An 18,591-nucleotide genomic window follows, 5' to 3' on the forward strand; every position below is an offset into this window, starting at 1 on the left:
CTATTTTTTCTGTTCTATATCCTATTTCTTTATTAGCTAATCTATAACCGTTGCATAATACTTATAATTTAATATAAAAACATATTAAAACTCATAAAATTATTTTTCTTCCCTATTCAATGTGTATGCTTTTGACAAATACTCTACTCACAAGTTCTAGTACACTCCAAGGGCGTAAATTCGGGTACAACGTACCCTACATATCAGCATTGTCTTTTAAGTGATTCTATGCTAATTTTTCATAGTTGGCTAAATTTATACTTGCATTTAAATCTCTATCAATTTCAAGTCCACACTCACATTTATAAATTCTATCACTCAATTTTAAGTTCTTTTTGATAGAACCACATTGACTGCATTTTTTACTTGAAGGGTAAAATCTATCTACTTTTACAAACTCAATTCCATTAAATTTACATTTATATCCCATTTGTCTTGTAAATTCAAAGAAACCTTGGTTTGCAACTGCTTTTGATAGGTAGATATTTTTCATCATTCCACCAACATTCAAGTCTTCCATTACTATTTTGCAAGGATATTTTTTAATGATACTGTTTGTGGTCTGATGCAAATGATTATTACGTATATTTGTAAGTTTTCTATGAATAAGTTTTATCTCTTTTTCAAGTTTTAAGATATTTTTGGTTTTCAAATGCTTATTACCTTGCTTATTCATATCATATTTTCTTGAAACCTTACGTTGCAATCTTTTTAACCTCTTTTCAGTTTTTCTGACTTTGTGAGTTTTGTTGATATTTTTAAATACAGAGTTATCTGAACATATTGCAAGATTTTTAAGTCCTAAATCTACCCCAATCACTAAATCTTTATTTAAGCCGACTTGATTTTCGTCTACTTCAATTCCTATAGATATGTACCAATACTTACCATCATAGCTTATTCTAGGATTTGTAAATTTAGTGTTTATTGGAAGTTGCTCACTTGTTTTAACTTTACCTATTTTAGCAAGTTGGATTATATTATTATCTTCTATCTTTAATTTACAAACATCATTGTAAAAAGATAATTTAGACTTTCTTTTACTTTTAAATTTTGGAAATCCTTTGTTTCCTTTTTGAAAAAAATTCTTAAAAGCTAGGTTCATATCTTTAACTGCTTGCTTAGGTATATCATTAGATACTTCACTTAAAAATTTTAATTTAGTTTTCTTTCTTTTAGTTATATGTTTTCTTAATCTCTGTTCTGATATAGTTTTTTTGAACATCTTATAATATCTGATTCTAAGACCTAAAGAATAATTATAACTAAATCTTGCTATGTTAGAACACTTAAAAAACATTTCTTCTTGTTCTTTAGTTGGGAGTAATCTAACTTTCTTCGCTTTTATCATTTTCTGCTAACTCCTTAATAATTCTTCTAGTTTTCTTTGCTCGTTTACCTTGTAACCTACAACTAAATACAGTAATTATCTGCACTAAATCTTCAACTAACTCTTCTTCATCTATTTTATTAGTACTATCTATAATTTCAATCTTAGTATTGTTATAGTTACAAATGTTTTCAAACAATTCAAATCCAAGTCTTAAAAGTCTATCTTTGTAAAGAATCACAACTTTTTCAACTTTATTAGACTGTATCATCTTTAGAAGTTTTTTAAGTCCTTTTTTATCATAATTTATCCCATTCCCAATATCTGTGATTATTTCAAATTGGTATCCTTTTGCTATCATATACATTCTCACATTTTCAATTTGCCTTGTTAAATCATCCTTTTGCTTATGAGAACTTACTCTACAATAACCAATCACTTTTCTATCTGATACTTCTACTGGATTTATTCCTAAATAATCATTAAGTTGTTCTTGAGAATAAAATCTTTTTCCATAATCTGATGTATGATGTGGCTTAAAAGTCCCTTTTTTATCCCAATTTCTAAGTGTTTGTTCAGTAACTCTAATTTTTTTAGCAAATTCACTTATTGAATAATATTTCATACTTCACACCTCCAATATGTTTATTATATCAAGGGTACAAAACATCAACAATATTATATTTATATGTTTTTATATGTTTTTATATGTTTTTATATTTAATATTATAAGTATTATGCTATTTACCATAGAACGCTACTTCTATGACACTATTTCGCTCACACTAATAGTCACTTCCTTTCAGAACGTGCGTAGACTATTTCTTCACCTTCACCATTACGTGTTAAGGGCGACCCGCTTCCAACTCCAATCACTTGAGTTGTACTCTCTTTCGAGATAGTCGTTTGACCTTCCTATTTCTAGGCTTGGCGACCAAACATCCATTGTATTAATACTTAGGCTCTCGCCATATATCATCCTAACTGTTGTTTCAGAATTTCTTCACATTCATAAGAGTTTGATTATCTCTTATTGTAGTCGTTAGGCTTTAGGAGTTACTGGTTTTCAAGTCGTGTCCTACGTATATTTCTACACGTACGAGGCTACAGTTTTACTTATAAAATATTGTAATATTTTATAAGTATTTACAAGTTTTTATAAACTGTTTCGTTACCTTCTTTTATCTTCTCTTCTCTTGTTAATGCATTTCCTAACAAATTATCAATACTAAGTTGTTTTCTATCACTAAAATACTTATCTAACAATGACTCTTCTATATCTTCTTGAGATGCTAAATGTCCTTCATGCATTATATATTTTACATCGAAACCTTCTTTATTTAATATTTTTCCTAATAAAATACTTCTATGACATCTTATAGGCTCTTGCATTGCACCTAATAAAACTATTTTATAACCCATTTGACATCCCTTTTTTAATCTCTCTATTCCTTTTGAAAATATATCTTCCTTTATTACCTCTTCAAAATCTGCATAACCTTCTTGTGTATATACATCTTTATTAGTTCTTTTTGCCCCAAATTCCTTACCCATGTATATATATACAAATCCAGCCTTTCTTAGTGATTCATTGAATGTTTCTCTATTATACTGAATATTATATTTAGAATATGGAGTTTCTCTAATGTCAACTACACAATTTATATTATATTTTTTTATCATATTAATAAGCTTATCAAATGGATAATTTGAATGTCCTATTGCAAATATTTCCATACAATCACCTACTATTCTTAGAATTACTATTTTATACAATTGATACTCTATCTTACATATAAGCCTTCTACACTGCAAATATACTTAACTATATCTATACTTCCATTTAACCCCATATATACATTGCTAAATAATCCATTTATTTCTAATCCTATTTCCAAATCCAACAGATATATATAGAGAGAAACTCTTTCTCTTAGTGCCAACTTCATAAGAGCATCAATTATATAATAATTATACCCTATTTCTTCAAAATCAAATAAGGTATCACTTAATTGTTCTAGATATGTCCTCTCCTTTTTACTTAGTGCTATTTTTATATGTTTTTTATTTTCACTTACAAAATATTCACTTGCAATTATTATTTATTTACTGTAACTCATTATAATTAATAGTGCCCTTAAAAACTTATTTTCTTGTATAAAATACTTATCTTTTACTTTATCTAAATCCCAAAATACATCAAGGATACTATGTGGAGACTCTATATCCATCATTTTAGGAAAACTATCTATTTTAAAATACCTTTCATTTAGTATTATCTTGTCAGTTCTATCTAAATCTATATATGATAAAAATAAGGTCTATCTTTTTATTTAGACAGACCTTACTTAATTACTTATATATTATTTTAATTTATTATAAAATATGTTTCACAGGTATCTGGATTTCTGTTAACCATTCTTCTTCATTTTCTTTATTCCATATACCATCTATATAAGATTCCCTAAAATGCCCTATTACTTCATATTTATTATCTTGTATCCATTTAAATGCATCTGCATAAGTTTTTCCTAATGTTGAATATGGCCCATTATGCAATATACAAACTGCATTTTCAACTTCGTCTATTTCTTTAAATTTTAATAAATCCGTGTCTTCTTTTAGGTCATTTATCGCTTGACACATCTCAACATCCATATCTGTTTCTCTATATTCACCATCATGATATATATTGAAACAATAGTCTGGAACCATACATGTGCATCCTGATTTCATCATTTCTCCAGCCATTACGTTTGGAAACAAATTGAAAAGCTCATCATAATTCTTTAATACTTTTCTCATAGAAGCAATTTTAACTTTTGGTAGGGACTTAATAATTACATTATTCATATCGACTTCTCCTTTTAAGTTTTTAAGGTAATTACGTAGTTTAATAAGCTTATATTCTTCATTCCTCATTACATCTAATATATCTTTTTCTTTGTTTATTAAAATCTTTTCCACCTCTTCAGGCTTTTCTATTATTTCTTTTATTTCAACTAGTGATAGGCCCATTTGTTTTAAGGTGATTATTTGATGCAATTTTGGTAATTGTTCTGTTGTATAGTATCTGTATTTTGTAAATTCGTCTACGTATTCTGGTTCTAACAGCCCTATATCTTCATAATACCTTAGTGTCTTTGTAGTTATTTTATTTATTTTAGAAAACATTCCTATAGAAAACATCTCATCACCTGCGCATTAGATTTGATTAATTTAAGTTTAAACCTTACCCTTAGGTTAAAGTCAATATTAAATAAATTATAATTATATTAATTCTTCAATTCTGTCTCCACTTAATACTAAAGTATCCCCTCTTTTTATAACAGTTGACCCTTTAGGTACTAAAACCTGCTCTTTTCGTTTTATCATAACTATTAATATGTCCTCTGGTATATTAGAATCCATTATACTCTTGTCAGCCCACTTACTATCATCGTCTATATTTACTTCTATAAGTTTAGAACTAATTTCACCATCATAGTCATTAAATGTTTTTAATACAGGTGTATTATCATCAACCAAGTCTAACTTCCTTGCTACAGTTGGTATCAACGTACCTTGTAGTCCTACTGAAAGTAACGCTATGAAAAATATTATATGAAATATATCATTCTCTATGACTACTCCTTGAGTAACTGCATAAATTGCAAAAACTACTGACGCAGCACCTCTAAGACCTACCCATGATATAAACAATTTTTCTTTGTTTGAAAATTTAAATTTTGCTAGAGTTATAAATGTGGCTAATGGTCTTGCAATAATTATCATAAATATAGATATGGCTATTGCTATACCAAATACACTTGGTAGTTTTGAAGGGAAGGATAACAATCCTAACATAAAGAATAACATTATTTGCATAATCCATGAAATTCCATCAAAGAAATGAACTAGACTCCTTTTATGAGGTATCTTACTATTACCTATAATAATACCTGAAATATATACACTTAAATATCCATTTCCTCCAACATACTCACTAAGTGCATAAGAAAGTAACGCAATAGCTGTAATAAATATAGTATAAAATCCTTCTATTTCAAAATTTGAATTTCTCAAAATATAAACAGATAATTTTGCCAATATAAATCCTATTGCCAATCCAAAAGTTATTTGTTTTATTACCATTGGAATAATAAGTTCTACTCCAGAATTATTCATCAATGTCAAAATAATTAATGTTAACATATATGCTATTGGGTCATTACTTCCACTTTCAACTTCTAATAATGAAGCAAGAGAACCTTTTAAGTTTAGTTTTTGAGAACGTAATACAGCAAATACAGATGCAGCATCTGTTGAAGCTGCAATTGCTCCAATTAACAAACCTTCAAATAAACTAGTTCCTATTACCATGTAACAAAAGATACCTGTAACACCTGCTGTAATTATTACGCCTAATGAAGACATCAGTATAGAAGGTACTGCAACTGGTTTAGCCATGTTCCAGTTTGTTCCAAATCCTCCAAAAAACATTATAAATATCAATCCAATAGAACATAATTGCTTTGTTAACTCATAGTTATCAAAATAGATTCCTACCATTCCATCAGACCCAAATAACATGCCCAATAAGATAAAAATCAATAATATTGGTACTCCAAATTTATATAATACCTTGCTTGAGGTTATACAAATCAATAGCACTAATCCACTTATAATCATCAATTCTGTCATAGCATCATCTCCATTTCATATAAATTTTACAGATTAAATTATATCTGTAATTATACTGCTTCTTTAAGTATAAATATGATATAAGTTATATTGTACAAAGTGTAATTAAAATTTAACAATCTATTAAAAATTGAGTATTGTACTCAATTTTATATATTTACTTTAATTATATTCATTTAATCTTTATAGTTTGAATTTTATTTAATTAATATTTCATTTTTCAGTCGATTATTTAGTGTATTTCATATTTTTATAGTAAATTTACAGGTAACTATGAAATACATAATATTTAGATAAGTAATAAGAAACTAGCATGTAGTATTAGATACACTAGATATGAAATCTTCAAAATTTTATCATTGAAATATTTCTTTATATATATTATTGTATATTTCTTACAAATCATTGTCAATTTATTTTTCTCAAAAATAGAATAATTGCATAATCTTTTTTTAGATTATGCAATTTATAGATTTAATCCCAAAACTCCCTTATTACCTCTATAATTTCACTATATGGTAATAATGTAGCCTCCACTATTGACTTGTTTGTTTTTTCTAAATAATACTTAATCATATAGTAACCACAGGCATACCCTGCGCAATAAGGTAGTCCTACTGGAAAATATCCTTGCATTTTAGCTATATCATCACCATAAAGATATGATATTATATTTTGAAATCCAGTTTCCTTTAAGCCACTTTTAATTATTGGCTTTATATAGGTATTCAGTGTTTCAAGGTCAGTCTTACTAACCCAAGGTCCTACCATATCATCTCCAAACATCCATGTTGCAAAGTTTTCTGCAAGACCTTCATTTATCATCATTTCTTCCAAAGTTATGTCATTGCTCCATTTTATAAATTGAAATCGAATATTGTGATTACATTCATGCGCTAGTGCTACTGGTAACCTATTAATAGTGTACTCATTTGGAACTATTGATAAAAATATATATCCTGGAATTCCACCATCACCAAAATATCCATCACTTAATATTGTATAAGGGCTTTCTGGATTTGCTAATAATATTGAAAATTTATACTCCTCAGTATTCAATTTATATCCCTCTTTTATAAAAGACTTTAGGGAATTTTCAATAGTTTCTTTACACCTGTTCCAAAGCTTGTCATTAGATAAAATATTTATGCTATTTATTTGATTTTCATTAATATCTCTTGGAGATAAAACCCCCATCATATCACTTGCCATAATTACATCATATCCACCTTCTTGTTTTGCAGTGATTGGAACGTTTATACACTTCCATTTAAACTCAAAAGGTTTCATCAATTCATATCTGTATATATCCTCTTTCTTATTTATAGGTGCATTAATTATTTTTTTATATATTTTATCTGAGCGTACCTCTATAATATTCATTTTTATCATCTCCTTTAAAATAAAGTATATAGAATTACGTAGCGTCAATGTCAATATATAAACTTATACAAATAAATAAGAGAATCATTTAATTTCATATAATATGACTCTCTTGTTTATTTGTAATGTGATGGATTCGTATAATATTTTTAAACATTTATCTTTTTATTAGAATTAATTATGTTAAAGCAAGGATAATATTATCATCTAACTTAAATTCTATTTTAATGTTGTTAGAATAATATTGTTAGCTATTAGCATTAATTTTTTTGTATTAAATACTATATTCTTTTGGTGGCTCCCCTGAAAAATCTGAGATTACAGCCTTAGCATCCTCAAGATAAAAGATTTCAAAAGTAGGATTCTCTTCATTCTTATAGATTGATTTAACAAGCTCACTAGATTCAATTATTTTTTTCTTTATATCCTTATTATCTGAGAATATGACTTTTCCACATAGTCTTATCCAAGCAAATTCAGGAGTTGATGTAGTTATTTCTACATATGGACTTTTTTTAACTTGTTTAAATACATCTTTTTCATTACTTGTACAAAAATATAATTTCCCACATTCTTCAATCATAAATTGGAATGGGCGAACTTTTGGCTTTCCATCAGTTCCTATTGTTGCAAAATATTGAACTGGATTTTCCTTTAAAAACTTTACTACTTCATTCATTTCATCTACCCCCTAAAATAATTTGTTGTATTTTTTATTTCTTTAATAATATAATAAACTCATTAGTATCTACTGTATAGTAAGCACTTTAAAGTACTATAGTTACCTAATAGAAACTATTGGTATATTTCATTTTTAAATACTTATATATTTAAAATAAATTTTTATGCATATTACCTAAAATGATATAATACTTTAAAGAGGATTATTAAAGAAAGGATGTTATGATTTATGAAAAAAGATTTACCTGAATGTCCTGTAGAGATTACTTTACAACTCATCAGTAATCGATGGAAGGTATTAATTATACGAGAACTATTAGATGGTACTAAAAGGTTTGGTGAAATCAAAAAATCTATTGGAAACATAACTCAAAAAGTTTTAACATCAAACTTAAGGTCTATGGAAGAAAGTGATTTAGTAACTAGAAAAGTTTATCCAGAAGTTCCTCCAAAGGTAGAATATACCCTAACGGAAACTGGTTATAGTCTTGAACCAGTTCTAAATTCAATGCATGAATGGGGAAATGATTACAGACATAAAGTTATTAACAAATAAAAATAACCGTATCGCTTCACTATGATACGGTTATTTAAAATATTGTAAAATAAATATATTATTTTACAATTTGCACATTTTTAGTCTAATATACTTCAATTATATCTTTATAAGAATCTACCTAAATAAATAATTAGCTACTCTATTTATAAATCCATTTTTCTGCCAATAAATTACATCATCTACTAAAAATGGATTATCTGTAATTATACTATCTACATTTAAATTAATCATTTTTTTCATTAATTTACTACTATTAATAGTCCATACAAAAACTTGTTTTCCTTTTTGATGTATGTTATCTACTACTTTTTTGTTTATAAATGTGGACTCTATTCCATATATATCAACATAGTCCCAGTCATAAAAATTCCCATATGCAACTGCTGTTAAATAACAAGTTACCATATTGGGATTTAATTTTTTAACCCTCTTTAATACATTTTTATTCATTGATGCTACAACACATTGACTATCTAGTCTATTTGATTTAATTAGCTCTAATACTCTTTTTTCTACATCAGTTTTTTCATGACCATTAAACTTTATTTCTATTAGCAATTTTATTTTCCCCTTAGAATACTTCATTGCCTCATCAAGAGTTGGTATTTTCTCTCCAGCAAAATCTGACCTAAAATGACTTCCTGCATCATATGTCTTAATTTCATCATAATCTACTTCCCAAACATTTTTATCTACACCAGTGACTCTTTCAAAATTATAATCATGAAATAAAATCAACTCTTCATCTTTAGTTTCTTGAACATCAATTTCAGCATATTCAGCTTGAGTTATAAAGGTTTCTTTAAATGCTGCTATAGTGTTTTCTGGAGCAACCAACGCTGAAACCCTGTGAGCCGTTGCTGTTGTGTTATAAAAAAATGAAGTATTAAATAAAATATCATTGTTTAAAGAGTACATCATTGACTCAATATGTAGGACAAATAAAATTACTACTATTTTCAAAGTAACTTTTAATACTGCCCCTATTGAGTTTTTTTGTTTTTCTAGATTCTTTTTATAGACACGAATGTCATTATATTCATAATAAAATGCAGAAATAAATCCAGTACTAATTATAAATATAGCTATTGATGAAATAAATGCTGCATAATCATTAAACATAATACATCTACTAATAAATATATCTTTTAAAAAGTTTGCATTGGTGTAATTTTTAGTCCATATTCCTATCAATATAATAATAACATGATAAATTATATACCCTATGACAGTAACTATTAGAGACAATCCTAAAGAATAAAGTATTAATTTTATTGCTTTTCCTTTTGTAAGGCTAGCACTTTTATTTCTTGCTTCTTTAAAACTATTTGTATTTAGAGTTACTTCATGTATACTAAAAATCCACCTAATAACTGATACATATAATATTAAAATTAAAACTATATAAATTATATTTAGAACAATATTAGAACTTATATAATCCAATATATATTCAGGAAGTTTTATTTTCCCTATAAAACCTGAGGTTAAGGCTATATTCGTTAATGGAACTATTAGTAATACAAACACAAATAATAATATATTTTTAGGATTCAATATGTTTATAGATTTTTTTAAGGATAATTTAATAAGTTTAAACAAAGTAATTTTTTCAGAAATTCGTGATTTATCAAAACAAATAATTACTGAAGTAAATTCAAAAAACATATAAAATGCCAATATTATAATTGACAGTATAGCTAATATTATTGATAGAGGATTCGTTAATATTTCTCCTATGTTATCAGTACTTAAATACACTATATTTGCACTTTTCATAGAACTACTTAATACAAATTTAATTGATGGTAATATAATCAACAAAGCTAATCCTTTATGAAATAACTCAAATAGAATTAATGTACTCCAGTTATATTTCACCAATTTTATAAAATTATTTAAAATTCTCTTTTTCATGATATCCCCTTAATCTTTTTATTATATTTTAACCTGTAAATAACTTAAATATATATTATCTTTTAATAATTTATAATTTAATATCTTATAAATTATTCTATTTACGACTATTCACAAATAAAAAAAGCACTTTCTTCTTCTTAAAAAAGTGCTTTCTACTATTAACTTGTATTTGCTTATATATTTAATATAGTACTAAATCTATACTAACCTAGTTTCATATGTAATATTGGATATGGATTCCCTTGCCCATCTATTTCAGACCTATCAAACTCTTTAAACCCTAAGTGAGTATAAAATCCCACTGCTTTTTTATTTTGTTCATTTACATCAACATATTTTATATTGTATTTATTTATGGCATATAATATTAGTTTTTTTCCAATACCATTACTCCTATATTCACCTTTTATAAATAACATTTCAATTTTATCTTTATCTATTCCCATAAAGGCTTTAATCATATTATCATCTTTTACACAAACCATAGTTTCTACTTGTGTCAAACCAATTTTAACTAATAGCTTCAAAGATTCAATATCTTTTTCTATTAAAAAATCATGTGTTGCTCTTACTGATGATTCCCAAACTTGTAACATCTCTTGAAATTCTTTTGCACTTCTTTGTTTCATTTCAAAAACTATTTCAGAACTCATAATAATCTCCTCTCCATAATTAATATTCTTTTTTATCAAAGATAGAAATTATAAAGGACTATGAAAGTTAATATCATAGTCCTCATTAAATTTAAATATTATCTCTAATACACTTTTATAATTTACATACTTACATTTAATAAATTTACTACAATAATTTACCTTAGTTTATACTAAAGGTGCTTCTATTTGAGTAGTAAAAAGGAATTTATGGCAGTGGCCATCATTAACAGTAGTATTTCCACATACTAAATGAACATGCTTATTAGTTCCTGGTATATTAATTGCTGGACCTGTTGTAACACATATCTTGTGGAAATGGTCAAGAAAATCTACATTATCATTTATTTTATGAACATGATTTGTTCCACCATTTATTGGTATAACTTCACCTGTAACTCCTGCAGCACGATGATTATGTCTATCGTCACATTCTTCTGCTAATTTAACACTTTCTGAGTATTCATGAACATGTGTCATTTCTTCATAGTCATTATAACACTTATTACATTTATTATATTTATAATCCTCATACATATAATCTTTTTCACATTTACAATTTTGATAACTCATTTTTATATCTCTCCTATTATATTATATATTAAGAAATTCCTCTAAAGAACCTCTAATATATACTATGAACTGGAGTCAAAAAAGTTCATATTTTGTAAAGTTATGTAATAATTTAATTATTTATCCCAGTATTTAGGACGTACTAGTATCTCTGGTAACTTTGTATTAGAATCTCCCTTTGCAGTATTAATCTGTAATTGTGTAAGGAATACACTATTTTTAAGATTTGCCCCTCTAATATCGCAGTCTCTTAAATCTGCTCCTATCAAATTAGCACCACTTAAATCTGTCTCCCTTAGATTAGCTGCTATAAGAAATTTACCTTTTAAATCTGCTCCTATTAAATTTGTTTTTCTAAGGTCAGCTCCTATTAAATCCATACTTTTACTTAATTTTTTCTTATTTTTAAAATTGGAACTCTTTACAAAAGATTTGACTTTTTCTAATACAGAGTCACTAGCCTGTGACAATAATGAATTAACCTTTGCTCGATGTGATATTATATCTAAATCTATTAGTTGTTCTGGACTCATATTAGTTATCTTATCAGTTTCTTCAATTATTAGATTAAGTTTTTCTTTGGTTGCATCAGATATATCTAATGTAGATGCTTCTTTAAGATACCATAACATTTCATGTAACTGCCTCATAACTAAAAATACTTCAAACATCTGGTTTGCTAACTCTGGCTCTTGTATCCAGTTTTTTCCTTTGTATGTTACTTGAGCTACCCTTTGACCTGAACCAAAGCAATCATATGTAGTACAACCTCTAAATCCTTGCCTTCTAAGATTTTTATGTACAGAACATTTAAAATCTGATTGTAAGTTAGTACATGGTTTACCTGATTCCTTATTAACAGGAAAGTCTTCTGAAGCAGAGAAATAAAGGGCCACACAACAAAGTCCAAAACACTTTTCACAGTCAATTTTTAAACTTTCAAATAGTTGATTATTATATTTATCTTTATGTATAGCTTTCATATCTATTCTCCTTTTGTTTTTGCATTTTATAAATTAATATTTATTAATAAGTCATTTTTAAACTATTTGTACAAAATTACTTCTTCTTTAATTATAAGTTAAAGTGTCCTTTATTCCAATAGTATACAGTAATCTATCAACGTTAATATCTGTAACAATACCTTTTTCATGCCAATGATTTTTGCATCCACAATAATCTAATACTACACATTGAGGAACAAATCCAAAATTTTTCACTTTCCATCCTCCAGATATAAGGTTAAGTACGCATGCTACACCAATTATACCTACATCCTCAACATCTACCATTTGTTTTGTAAAAGCAGTCTTTTTTCTTTTGCATTCAAAAATTCTTCTATATAGCACCTATTAATTATTTCAGCTCCAACCATATTTTTAACCTCTTGACTTCTTGATTAAATTCTCCTGTAGCTGATAACTAATCAATTAGTTTTCTAAAGTTTTTCAGTGTTAAATCTATATTATTTCTATACTCTTTATTCAAAAATATCGTTGCTAAAATTCCTCTACAAAAATCTGCTGTTCTTTTTAGATTGTTTTTTTCCCTTAATTTGGATAGTTTTATAAGCATACTTTTCGGTATTTTCTTTAATGTTATTGATTTATTTATATATATTTTCCATAATAAACCTAAGACTAATAGTTCAAGTACATATTCTATATTACTTCTTACACATTCTATCTCATTTTGATATATAAACGCTCTAAATTCTTCTGTATATATACCAGTAGATTTGGAAACTTTATCTATTACTTGATTGGTAAAAAGTGATACATCTTTATAATATTTATTAGAACTTTCCTCTCTTTCGCATAACGAATAAATTACTATCTCTCTCATATAACCCTCCTATATGTTAGATTTGATTATACTTCTAACATACATTTATTTTTTATTTTAGACTTAACCTATATCCTAAAATATCTTTAAATATTTTGATTATTTTTTAGTAAATAACTCCTTAGTCAATATTAGCTATATTTTAAAATTTATTAAAAATATGGTTATAATTTTTTATTTTAATGAATTTAAAATAAAGTAATTTTTTGAAGATACTTAGTTCTAGTATATTAGGATTTTCTTATTTATATTTATCTTATCACATCTTAATAAAAGTAATTGCTCTTTTCCACGCCTGATTATAATTTTGTTTATAATATAATTTTATGTTACATTTTTAAATTGTATTATTTTAAATTTTGCCTTGATTTTTATCTACATATCTTATACATACAATATCTTATAAATCCAGATAAAAGCGATAATAGTATATTAAGGAGGACAGGTAAAATATTTAGAACCCCCATTGAAAAATAATCTATTACACTCACACAAGAAAATATATAAATTATCCTTTAAAAATCTATAAGCTAAATTTGCCACAAAAAAAGAAAGAAATACTAAGATTTCTTTCTTAACCAATAATATATTCTAGTAATGTACCTTTTTCTATATGCTTATCCATTTCTAATCTTTCATTTGGGTCAAATGTTATCCATAACTTTACTTCACCATTTTTATCACATCCAGCTACTGCTTCTCCATCTTCACTATCTTCACAGCATCTGTACACTATAGGTACTACTTTTTTCATTTCTTCCATTACTTTATTTACATAGTAATCTTGTTTTTCACCTTTTAAAAAATAACACATAAGCTACCCTCCTAATGAATTTTCACTACATTAAAATCTTAAATTTATATCTGTACAATAGCTATATAGATTATTTCATAAATACCACAAATTTTTTATACTATGCTTTTTTGACAACAGAAGACTTTAGTTTCATAGCTCCAAAACCATCTATTTTACATTCTATATCATGCCCATCAGATGGGTCATGAATTAAACGTATACTTTTTGCTTTTGTTCCTATCTTTATAGAGGATGAACTTCCTTTTACTTTAAGGTCTTTTATTACTGTTACAGCATCTCCATCATTTAACACATTTCCATTTGCATCTTTAATAATGTCTGTATCTTCTTCTGCATCTAATCCTAATGTCCACTCATGAGAGCATTCTGGACAAACTAGAAGCGTTCCATCTTCATAAGTATATTCTGAATTACATTTCGGGCAATTTGGCAAATTTTCCATATTTATATGTCCTCCATTTATTATTTTTAATTTTATTTTTAAATATATAAAATTTCTTTTGAGCCTATATGATACCACATTATACTTATATTGACAAATACAGCCCTATACTTAGAAAAGTAAATATCTCTTTTTAATACTTACCTATTGTAGTTAAGTTTATAAAAGAAAAAACAGTCAATCTGTCATACTCAACCGCTTTTAAAAATAAAATTTATTTTTTATCAATCAATATTTCAATATCATTACAGGATTGCTCTAATTCATTTACACTTAGATAATATTGTAAATAGAATTGTCTAATTGCTTCTTCTGATGGCTTAGTATAAATTTTTTCACTTCCTAATACAATTTTTTATAAAATACAATCCAACGAAGATATACTTCTTTGTCCAGCTCGAATGCTAAAGGTGTGGCTATTGTTGATTTACCTAATGCTATAACTTCAAAATTTATTGACATTATTACAAAACTTCAATTTGTAAAGTTGATTTCTTTTAATTTAGGCACTAGGTTTGATTTATTGCAAACAAAACTTGATTCATTTTATACATAGGATAGAATTTATTGTTTCTTAACCATAATTTTCTGATATTTATCTAAAATTTGCCTTCTTTTAATGAAATTATATCATAACTTGAACTTTAAATCAGTCCTTTTCTAAATAGAAAAAATAAGATAAAACCATTGAAATTATGTACAAAATAATAGAAAATCATATACATTTAAATATACTATTTACAGTGTTTTGTAGTAACTCTACAAGTCCGATTGACCATTGCTATTTTTATTTTTTTGATTCTTATTTATGTTATATACTATACACATAAATACTGTATCTATTACTTATAATATAGTTCTCTGTTATACTTTTAAAAGTACTTCCTTCACTAAAAAATAACCACATAAGTAATTATCTTATATGGTCTATGTTAATTATTCATTATTATAAAGTTTTATTTTTAAATATCCTACAGTAGATATACTAAAATTGTTTAATAAATTTAATAAAATACTTTTCTCCCTGGCTCAATTTATAATCATTTAATATAGCATAACCTGTTCCTATAGTCTCATCACAATTTTCTAATTGCATATATATAAATTTATTTTCTTTCTTATTCAACACTTGAAAAGTAAGTGTTTATACCTAGATAATTAGTATCTAATATAGCATAAGAAAATAATCCTAATCTAATCCTGTTATCTATTAATGCCTTAAAAATTTCTATTGGACTCATTTCATATACCTTATCTTGCAAATCTATAGGTTTAACCTTTTTAAAATTTAATTTATTCTATCTCTTCTTTTACATATTCCAGTATATAACTAATTCCCATACCTATAAAACTACCAACTACCCCCCACATAAAATTATCTGTTACAAATCCAATTGATATACCAATTATAAAACCACCTATAATTAAATTATCTGATGGGTCATTTTCTTCCTCATTTTTATCATAATCTGTGATATTATCAGTAGGTAATTTACTTGCTACAATCGTATCTTCAACTTCAGTTTTATTTTCATTAACTATTAAATCATCTAAAGTTACATTAAATAGATTTCTTAATAATATTAGATTTTCTATATCTGGATATGTTTTATTAGATTCCCATTTTGATATAGCTTGCCTAGATACATTTAGCATTTCAGCAAGTTGTTCTTGTGATAAATTTCTTTCTTTTCTTAGTCTTTTTAAATTTTCCCCCAAGTTCAACATAATCACCTCATCTCAATTTAAATTATATTTATCTATTGGTTTATTCACAAGACTTATATGGTTGCATCTTGTTAACTATTAGTTGCATTGCTGGATTTATCTACATTTCAAATAATAAAATTATAAATAATAAACCGTATCACTTACTTGTAATATGGTTATCTGTTACACCTATTAGGATATTTTATTTTCTATGTATTGTTTTATAAAATCTAGTAGAGCACCTCCTACAGTGAGGAAGAGGAATTTCTCCTTGTATATTAAAAATAAGCTACTCTACATAAAAAAGAAAGCTGTTACACATCAATTTATAATTGTTCATGCAACAGCTCCAACTTTAAGCTTCTCTTGTATTTTTAATTATTTCACGAATCTTTCTAGCATTTTCAGCAATATCTTCAACGCTACCTTTGGTTAATAACCCACCAAATCCACACACATCAACACCATTTTCCAACCATATATGTAAGTTATCAAGAGTAATTCCACCACTTGCCAATATCGGCATATCAGGTATTGGTGTCTTGAATACCTTCACTAGTTTAGGTCCATAGAAATCTGATATTGGAAAAGCTTTGATAAAGGTAGCCCCTAAACTCAATGCATCTACTGCTTCTGTCAATGATGTACACCCTGGTGCGTAAGGAATTTGATATCTATTACAAGTTTTTGCTACACCTTCATTGTAATTCGGTGCAATAATGAACTGAGCTCCATGTAAAATGGCATGACGAGCTGTTTCGCTATCCAAAACTGTTCCTGCTCCTACACAAAGTACTTTACCATACTTCTTGCTAAGCCCTTGAACAATTTCCCCAGCATTATTCAAGGTATAACTCATTTCTATAACTGGTACTCCACCTTTAATACAGCCTTCAGCAATCTCACATGCACGCTCAAGTGTTTCCGCCCTTACAATTGCTAGAGCTCCACATTCTACCATTTTTTTGGTTATATTCATCTTTTTCATATCGTTCACCTCTGTATTCATTAAAGCGTTTTAATCTCTATTTAATTTATTAATATTGCTTATAAGACATGTATTCTCTACACATTAACATAATTGCCTGCTCTATTTATAACACTTTATTAAACATTGCTATATAATTTTCAACTACTTGCTTAATTTCTTCAAGTACTTCTCTAGTTGGCTCAGTTACAGGAAGTCGTGCAGGTCCAACATTAATTCCATTTAAGACAACAGTTTTCTTTATAACAGATGGGATAGTCCCAAATTTTAGAATACGACGAAGTTCTTCAATACTATTTTGAGCTTTTTGAGCTGCTTTTAAATCACCCTTGATAAAGTTATCATAAATAGCAATATCAATCTCTGTTAGAAAATTTGCTGTGGCTGCAACAGCACCTTGCCCACCAGATTTCAAGGTGTCAAGAATAAGTGAATCTGAGCCTGAAAATACACTGAAGTCTTCATTCCTAGTTATTTCAATATAAGCTTTTATATTATCAAGCTTACCACTACTATCCTTTATTCCAACAATATTCTTTACCTTAGATAATTCACATACTGACTCAGGTTCAATATTAATTCCTGTCTTACCTGGCATGTTATACATCATAATTGGTAAGTTAACTGCCTTAGCAATAGCTTTATAATGTAAAATTAATTCCTGTTGTGTTGGAGCCACAAAGTATGGTGTAATAATCGATAATGCACTTGCACCTATGTCTTCCATTCTCTTAGATAAATTTATAACTTCACGAGTTGAATTGCCACCAGTACCAACAAAAACTGGTACACGATTATTAGTATGATTGATAACAATTTTTGCAAATTCAACCTTTTCATCATCTGTAAGTACATGACATTCACCATTAGTTCCTAAAATAAATAATCCATAGATTCCTCTATCAATTAGATAATCAATCAACTCACATGTTGCATGTGGATTGATATTTTGATTTTCATCAAATGGCGTTATCATTGCACATATAATACCTTTATATTTCATAAAA

General features: G+C 26.9%; 21 protein-coding genes. 1 reads left to right on the forward strand and 20 read right to left on the reverse strand.

Features of this window, described 5'->3' with window-relative positions:
• Window positions 1-226 precede the first annotated feature (226 nt).
• The 8 genes from KGF36_RS14215 to KGF36_RS14250 form a co-directional block, all read right to left on the reverse strand.
• On the reverse strand, window positions 227-1,351 hold the full coding sequence (locus KGF36_RS14215; RefSeq protein ID WP_227828628.1) for a transposase: 1,125 nt from the start codon (window positions 1,349-1,351) through the stop codon (window positions 227-229).
• Entirely contained in the window at window positions 1,329-1,955 is a 627-nt protein-coding gene (locus tag KGF36_RS14220; RefSeq protein WP_227828627.1) for an IS607 family transposase, read from the reverse strand. The genes KGF36_RS14215 and KGF36_RS14220 overlap by 23 nt, the downstream gene beginning before the upstream one ends.
• Before the next feature lie 521 nt (window positions 1,956-2,476).
• Window positions 2,477-3,067: a DUF488 domain-containing protein gene (locus KGF36_RS14225; protein WP_227828682.1), complete on the reverse strand. Its 591-nt coding sequence runs from the start codon at window positions 3,065-3,067 to the stop codon at window positions 2,477-2,479.
• Window positions 3,068-3,114: 47 nt separating this feature from the next.
• Window positions 3,115-3,279, reverse strand: a complete 165-nt coding sequence (locus KGF36_RS14230; RefSeq protein WP_227828626.1) for a hypothetical protein — start codon at window positions 3,277-3,279, stop codon at window positions 3,115-3,117.
• Window positions 3,280-3,706: 427 nt separating this feature from the next.
• Window positions 3,707-4,519, reverse strand: coding sequence for a MerR family transcriptional regulator (locus KGF36_RS14235; RefSeq protein WP_227854805.1), 813 nt, complete (start codon window positions 4,517-4,519; stop codon window positions 3,707-3,709).
• 81 nt (window positions 4,520-4,600) lie between these two features.
• On the reverse strand, window positions 4,601-6,013 hold the full coding sequence (locus KGF36_RS14240; protein WP_227828624.1) for a potassium/proton antiporter: 1,413 nt from the start codon (window positions 6,011-6,013) through the stop codon (window positions 4,601-4,603).
• Window positions 6,014-6,487: 474 nt separating this feature from the next.
• A complete protein-coding gene (locus KGF36_RS14245) occupies window positions 6,488-7,396 on the reverse strand; it encodes a DUF2268 domain-containing protein (RefSeq protein WP_227842926.1) in 909 nt (302 codons plus the stop codon).
• Between the two features lie 274 nt (window positions 7,397-7,670).
• The gene (locus KGF36_RS14250) at window positions 7,671-8,075 is read right to left on the reverse strand and encodes a pyridoxamine 5'-phosphate oxidase family protein (protein ID WP_227828622.1); all 405 of its coding nucleotides are present in this window, start codon (window positions 8,073-8,075) and stop codon (window positions 7,671-7,673) included.
• A 231-nt stretch (window positions 8,076-8,306) separates the two neighbouring features.
• Here KGF36_RS14250 and KGF36_RS14255 point away from each other — a divergent pair, with 231 nt between their 5' ends.
• Window positions 8,307-8,633, forward strand: a complete 327-nt coding sequence (locus KGF36_RS14255) for a winged helix-turn-helix transcriptional regulator (protein WP_227828621.1) — start codon at window positions 8,307-8,309, stop codon at window positions 8,631-8,633.
• A 117-nt stretch (window positions 8,634-8,750) separates the two neighbouring features.
• On the opposite strand, the gene KGF36_RS14260 is transcribed toward KGF36_RS14255, so the two are convergent.
• The 12 genes from KGF36_RS14260 to dapA all read right to left on the reverse strand — a co-directional run bounded on the left by KGF36_RS14260 (window position 8,751) and on the right by dapA (window position 18,587).
• Window positions 8,751-10,553 (reverse strand): glycerophosphodiester phosphodiesterase, encoded by a 1,803-nt coding sequence (locus KGF36_RS14260; protein WP_227854806.1) that lies wholly within the window; start codon window positions 10,551-10,553, stop codon window positions 8,751-8,753.
• A gap of 206 nt (window positions 10,554-10,759) precedes the next feature.
• Window positions 10,760-11,209: an acetyltransferase gene (locus KGF36_RS14265; RefSeq protein ID WP_227828619.1), complete on the reverse strand. Its 450-nt coding sequence runs from the start codon at window positions 11,207-11,209 to the stop codon at window positions 10,760-10,762.
• Between the two features lie 168 nt (window positions 11,210-11,377).
• Complete coding sequence (locus tag KGF36_RS14270) at window positions 11,378-11,782, reverse strand: YmaF family protein (RefSeq protein WP_227828618.1); 405 nt, start codon at window positions 11,780-11,782, stop codon at window positions 11,378-11,380.
• A 116-nt stretch (window positions 11,783-11,898) separates the two neighbouring features.
• On the reverse strand, window positions 11,899-12,765 hold the full coding sequence (locus KGF36_RS14275; protein ID WP_227828617.1) for a pentapeptide repeat-containing protein: 867 nt from the start codon (window positions 12,763-12,765) through the stop codon (window positions 11,899-11,901).
• A gap of 87 nt (window positions 12,766-12,852) precedes the next feature.
• Window positions 12,853-13,074, reverse strand: coding sequence for a DUF116 domain-containing protein (locus tag KGF36_RS14280; protein WP_227842922.1), 222 nt, complete (start codon window positions 13,072-13,074; stop codon window positions 12,853-12,855).
• A gap of 130 nt (window positions 13,075-13,204) precedes the next feature.
• Complete coding sequence (locus tag KGF36_RS14285) at window positions 13,205-13,627, reverse strand: hypothetical protein (RefSeq protein WP_227828615.1); 423 nt, start codon at window positions 13,625-13,627, stop codon at window positions 13,205-13,207.
• Between the two features lie 574 nt (window positions 13,628-14,201).
• A complete protein-coding gene (locus KGF36_RS14290; RefSeq protein WP_227828614.1) occupies window positions 14,202-14,441 on the reverse strand; it encodes a hypothetical protein in 240 nt (79 codons plus the stop codon).
• 100 nt (window positions 14,442-14,541) lie between these two features.
• Complete coding sequence (locus KGF36_RS14295; RefSeq protein WP_227828613.1) at window positions 14,542-14,886, reverse strand: zinc ribbon domain-containing protein YjdM; 345 nt, start codon at window positions 14,884-14,886, stop codon at window positions 14,542-14,544.
• A 1,118-nt stretch (window positions 14,887-16,004) separates the two neighbouring features.
• Window positions 16,005-16,127: a hypothetical protein gene (locus KGF36_RS20245; protein WP_255614783.1), complete on the reverse strand. Its 123-nt coding sequence runs from the start codon at window positions 16,125-16,127 to the stop codon at window positions 16,005-16,007.
• A gap of 52 nt (window positions 16,128-16,179) precedes the next feature.
• Complete coding sequence (locus KGF36_RS14300; protein ID WP_227828612.1) at window positions 16,180-16,614, reverse strand: helix-turn-helix domain-containing protein; 435 nt, start codon at window positions 16,612-16,614, stop codon at window positions 16,180-16,182.
• Between the two features lie 337 nt (window positions 16,615-16,951).
• A complete protein-coding gene (locus tag KGF36_RS14305) occupies window positions 16,952-17,584 on the reverse strand; it encodes a ketohydroxyglutarate aldolase (protein ID WP_227828611.1) in 633 nt (210 codons plus the stop codon).
• Window positions 17,585-17,690: 106 nt separating this feature from the next.
• Window positions 17,691-18,587: a 4-hydroxy-tetrahydrodipicolinate synthase gene (gene dapA / locus KGF36_RS14310; protein WP_227828681.1), complete on the reverse strand. Its 897-nt coding sequence runs from the start codon at window positions 18,585-18,587 to the stop codon at window positions 17,691-17,693.
• Window positions 18,588-18,591: the final 4 nt, after the last annotated feature.

This window comes from Clostridioides sp. ZZV14-6009 (assembly GCF_020658095.1).
In the GTDB taxonomy this organism is placed as follows: domain Bacteria; phylum Bacillota; class Clostridia; order Peptostreptococcales; family Peptostreptococcaceae; genus Clostridioides.

What these genes read in the sequence shown, in the direction of transcription:
- KGF36_RS14285 (WP_227828615.1), bottom strand. Translation starts at nt 13,627, where the DNA reads ATGAGAGAGATAGTAATTTATTCGTTATGCGAAAGAGAGGAAAGTTCT.
- KGF36_RS14295 (WP_227828613.1), bottom strand. Translation starts at nt 14,886, where the DNA reads ATGGAAAATTTGCCAAATTGCCCGAAATGTAATTCAGAATATACTTAT.
- KGF36_RS14245 (WP_227842926.1), bottom strand. Translation starts at nt 7,396, where the DNA reads ATGAATATTATAGAGGTACGCTCAGATAAAATATATAAAAAAATAATT.
- KGF36_RS14305 (WP_227828611.1), bottom strand. Translation starts at nt 17,584, where the DNA reads ATGAAAAAGATGAATATAACCAAAAAAATGGTAGAATGTGGAGCTCTA.
- KGF36_RS14265 (WP_227828619.1), bottom strand. Translation starts at nt 11,209, where the DNA reads ATGAGTTCTGAAATAGTTTTTGAAATGAAACAAAGAAGTGCAAAAGAA.
- KGF36_RS14255 (WP_227828621.1), top strand. Translation starts at nt 8,307, where the DNA reads ATGAAAAAAGATTTACCTGAATGTCCTGTAGAGATTACTTTACAACTC.
- KGF36_RS14290 (WP_227828614.1), bottom strand. Translation starts at nt 14,441, where the DNA reads ATGTGTTATTTTTTAAAAGGTGAAAAACAAGATTACTATGTAAATAAA.
- KGF36_RS14215 (WP_227828628.1), bottom strand. Translation starts at nt 1,351, where the DNA reads ATGATAAAAGCGAAGAAAGTTAGATTACTCCCAACTAAAGAACAAGAA.
- KGF36_RS14240 (WP_227828624.1), bottom strand. Translation starts at nt 6,013, where the DNA reads ATGACAGAATTGATGATTATAAGTGGATTAGTGCTATTGATTTGTATA.
- KGF36_RS14250 (WP_227828622.1), bottom strand. Translation starts at nt 8,075, where the DNA reads ATGAATGAAGTAGTAAAGTTTTTAAAGGAAAATCCAGTTCAATATTTT.
- KGF36_RS14280 (WP_227842922.1), bottom strand. Translation starts at nt 13,074, where the DNA reads ATGGTAGATGTTGAGGATGTAGGTATAATTGGTGTAGCATGCGTACTT.
- KGF36_RS14260 (WP_227854806.1), bottom strand. Translation starts at nt 10,553, where the DNA reads ATGAAAAAGAGAATTTTAAATAATTTTATAAAATTGGTGAAATATAAC.
- dapA (WP_227828681.1), bottom strand. Translation starts at nt 18,587, where the DNA reads ATGAAATATAAAGGTATTATATGTGCAATGATAACGCCATTTGATGAA.
- KGF36_RS14275 (WP_227828617.1), bottom strand. Translation starts at nt 12,765, where the DNA reads ATGAAAGCTATACATAAAGATAAATATAATAATCAACTATTTGAAAGT.
- KGF36_RS14220 (WP_227828627.1), bottom strand. Translation starts at nt 1,955, where the DNA reads ATGAAATATTATTCAATAAGTGAATTTGCTAAAAAAATTAGAGTTACT.
- KGF36_RS14235 (WP_227854805.1), bottom strand. Translation starts at nt 4,519, where the DNA reads ATGTTTTCTATAGGAATGTTTTCTAAAATAAATAAAATAACTACAAAG.
- KGF36_RS20245 (WP_255614783.1), bottom strand. Translation starts at nt 16,127, where the DNA reads ATGAGTCCAATAGAAATTTTTAAGGCATTAATAGATAACAGGATTAGA.
- KGF36_RS14300 (WP_227828612.1), bottom strand. Translation starts at nt 16,614, where the DNA reads ATGTTGAACTTGGGGGAAAATTTAAAAAGACTAAGAAAAGAAAGAAAT.
- KGF36_RS14270 (WP_227828618.1), bottom strand. Translation starts at nt 11,782, where the DNA reads ATGAGTTATCAAAATTGTAAATGTGAAAAAGATTATATGTATGAGGAT.
- KGF36_RS14225 (WP_227828682.1), bottom strand. Translation starts at nt 3,067, where the DNA reads ATGGAAATATTTGCAATAGGACATTCAAATTATCCATTTGATAAGCTT.
- KGF36_RS14230 (WP_227828626.1), bottom strand. Translation starts at nt 3,279, where the DNA reads ATGAAGTTGGCACTAAGAGAAAGAGTTTCTCTCTATATATATCTGTTG.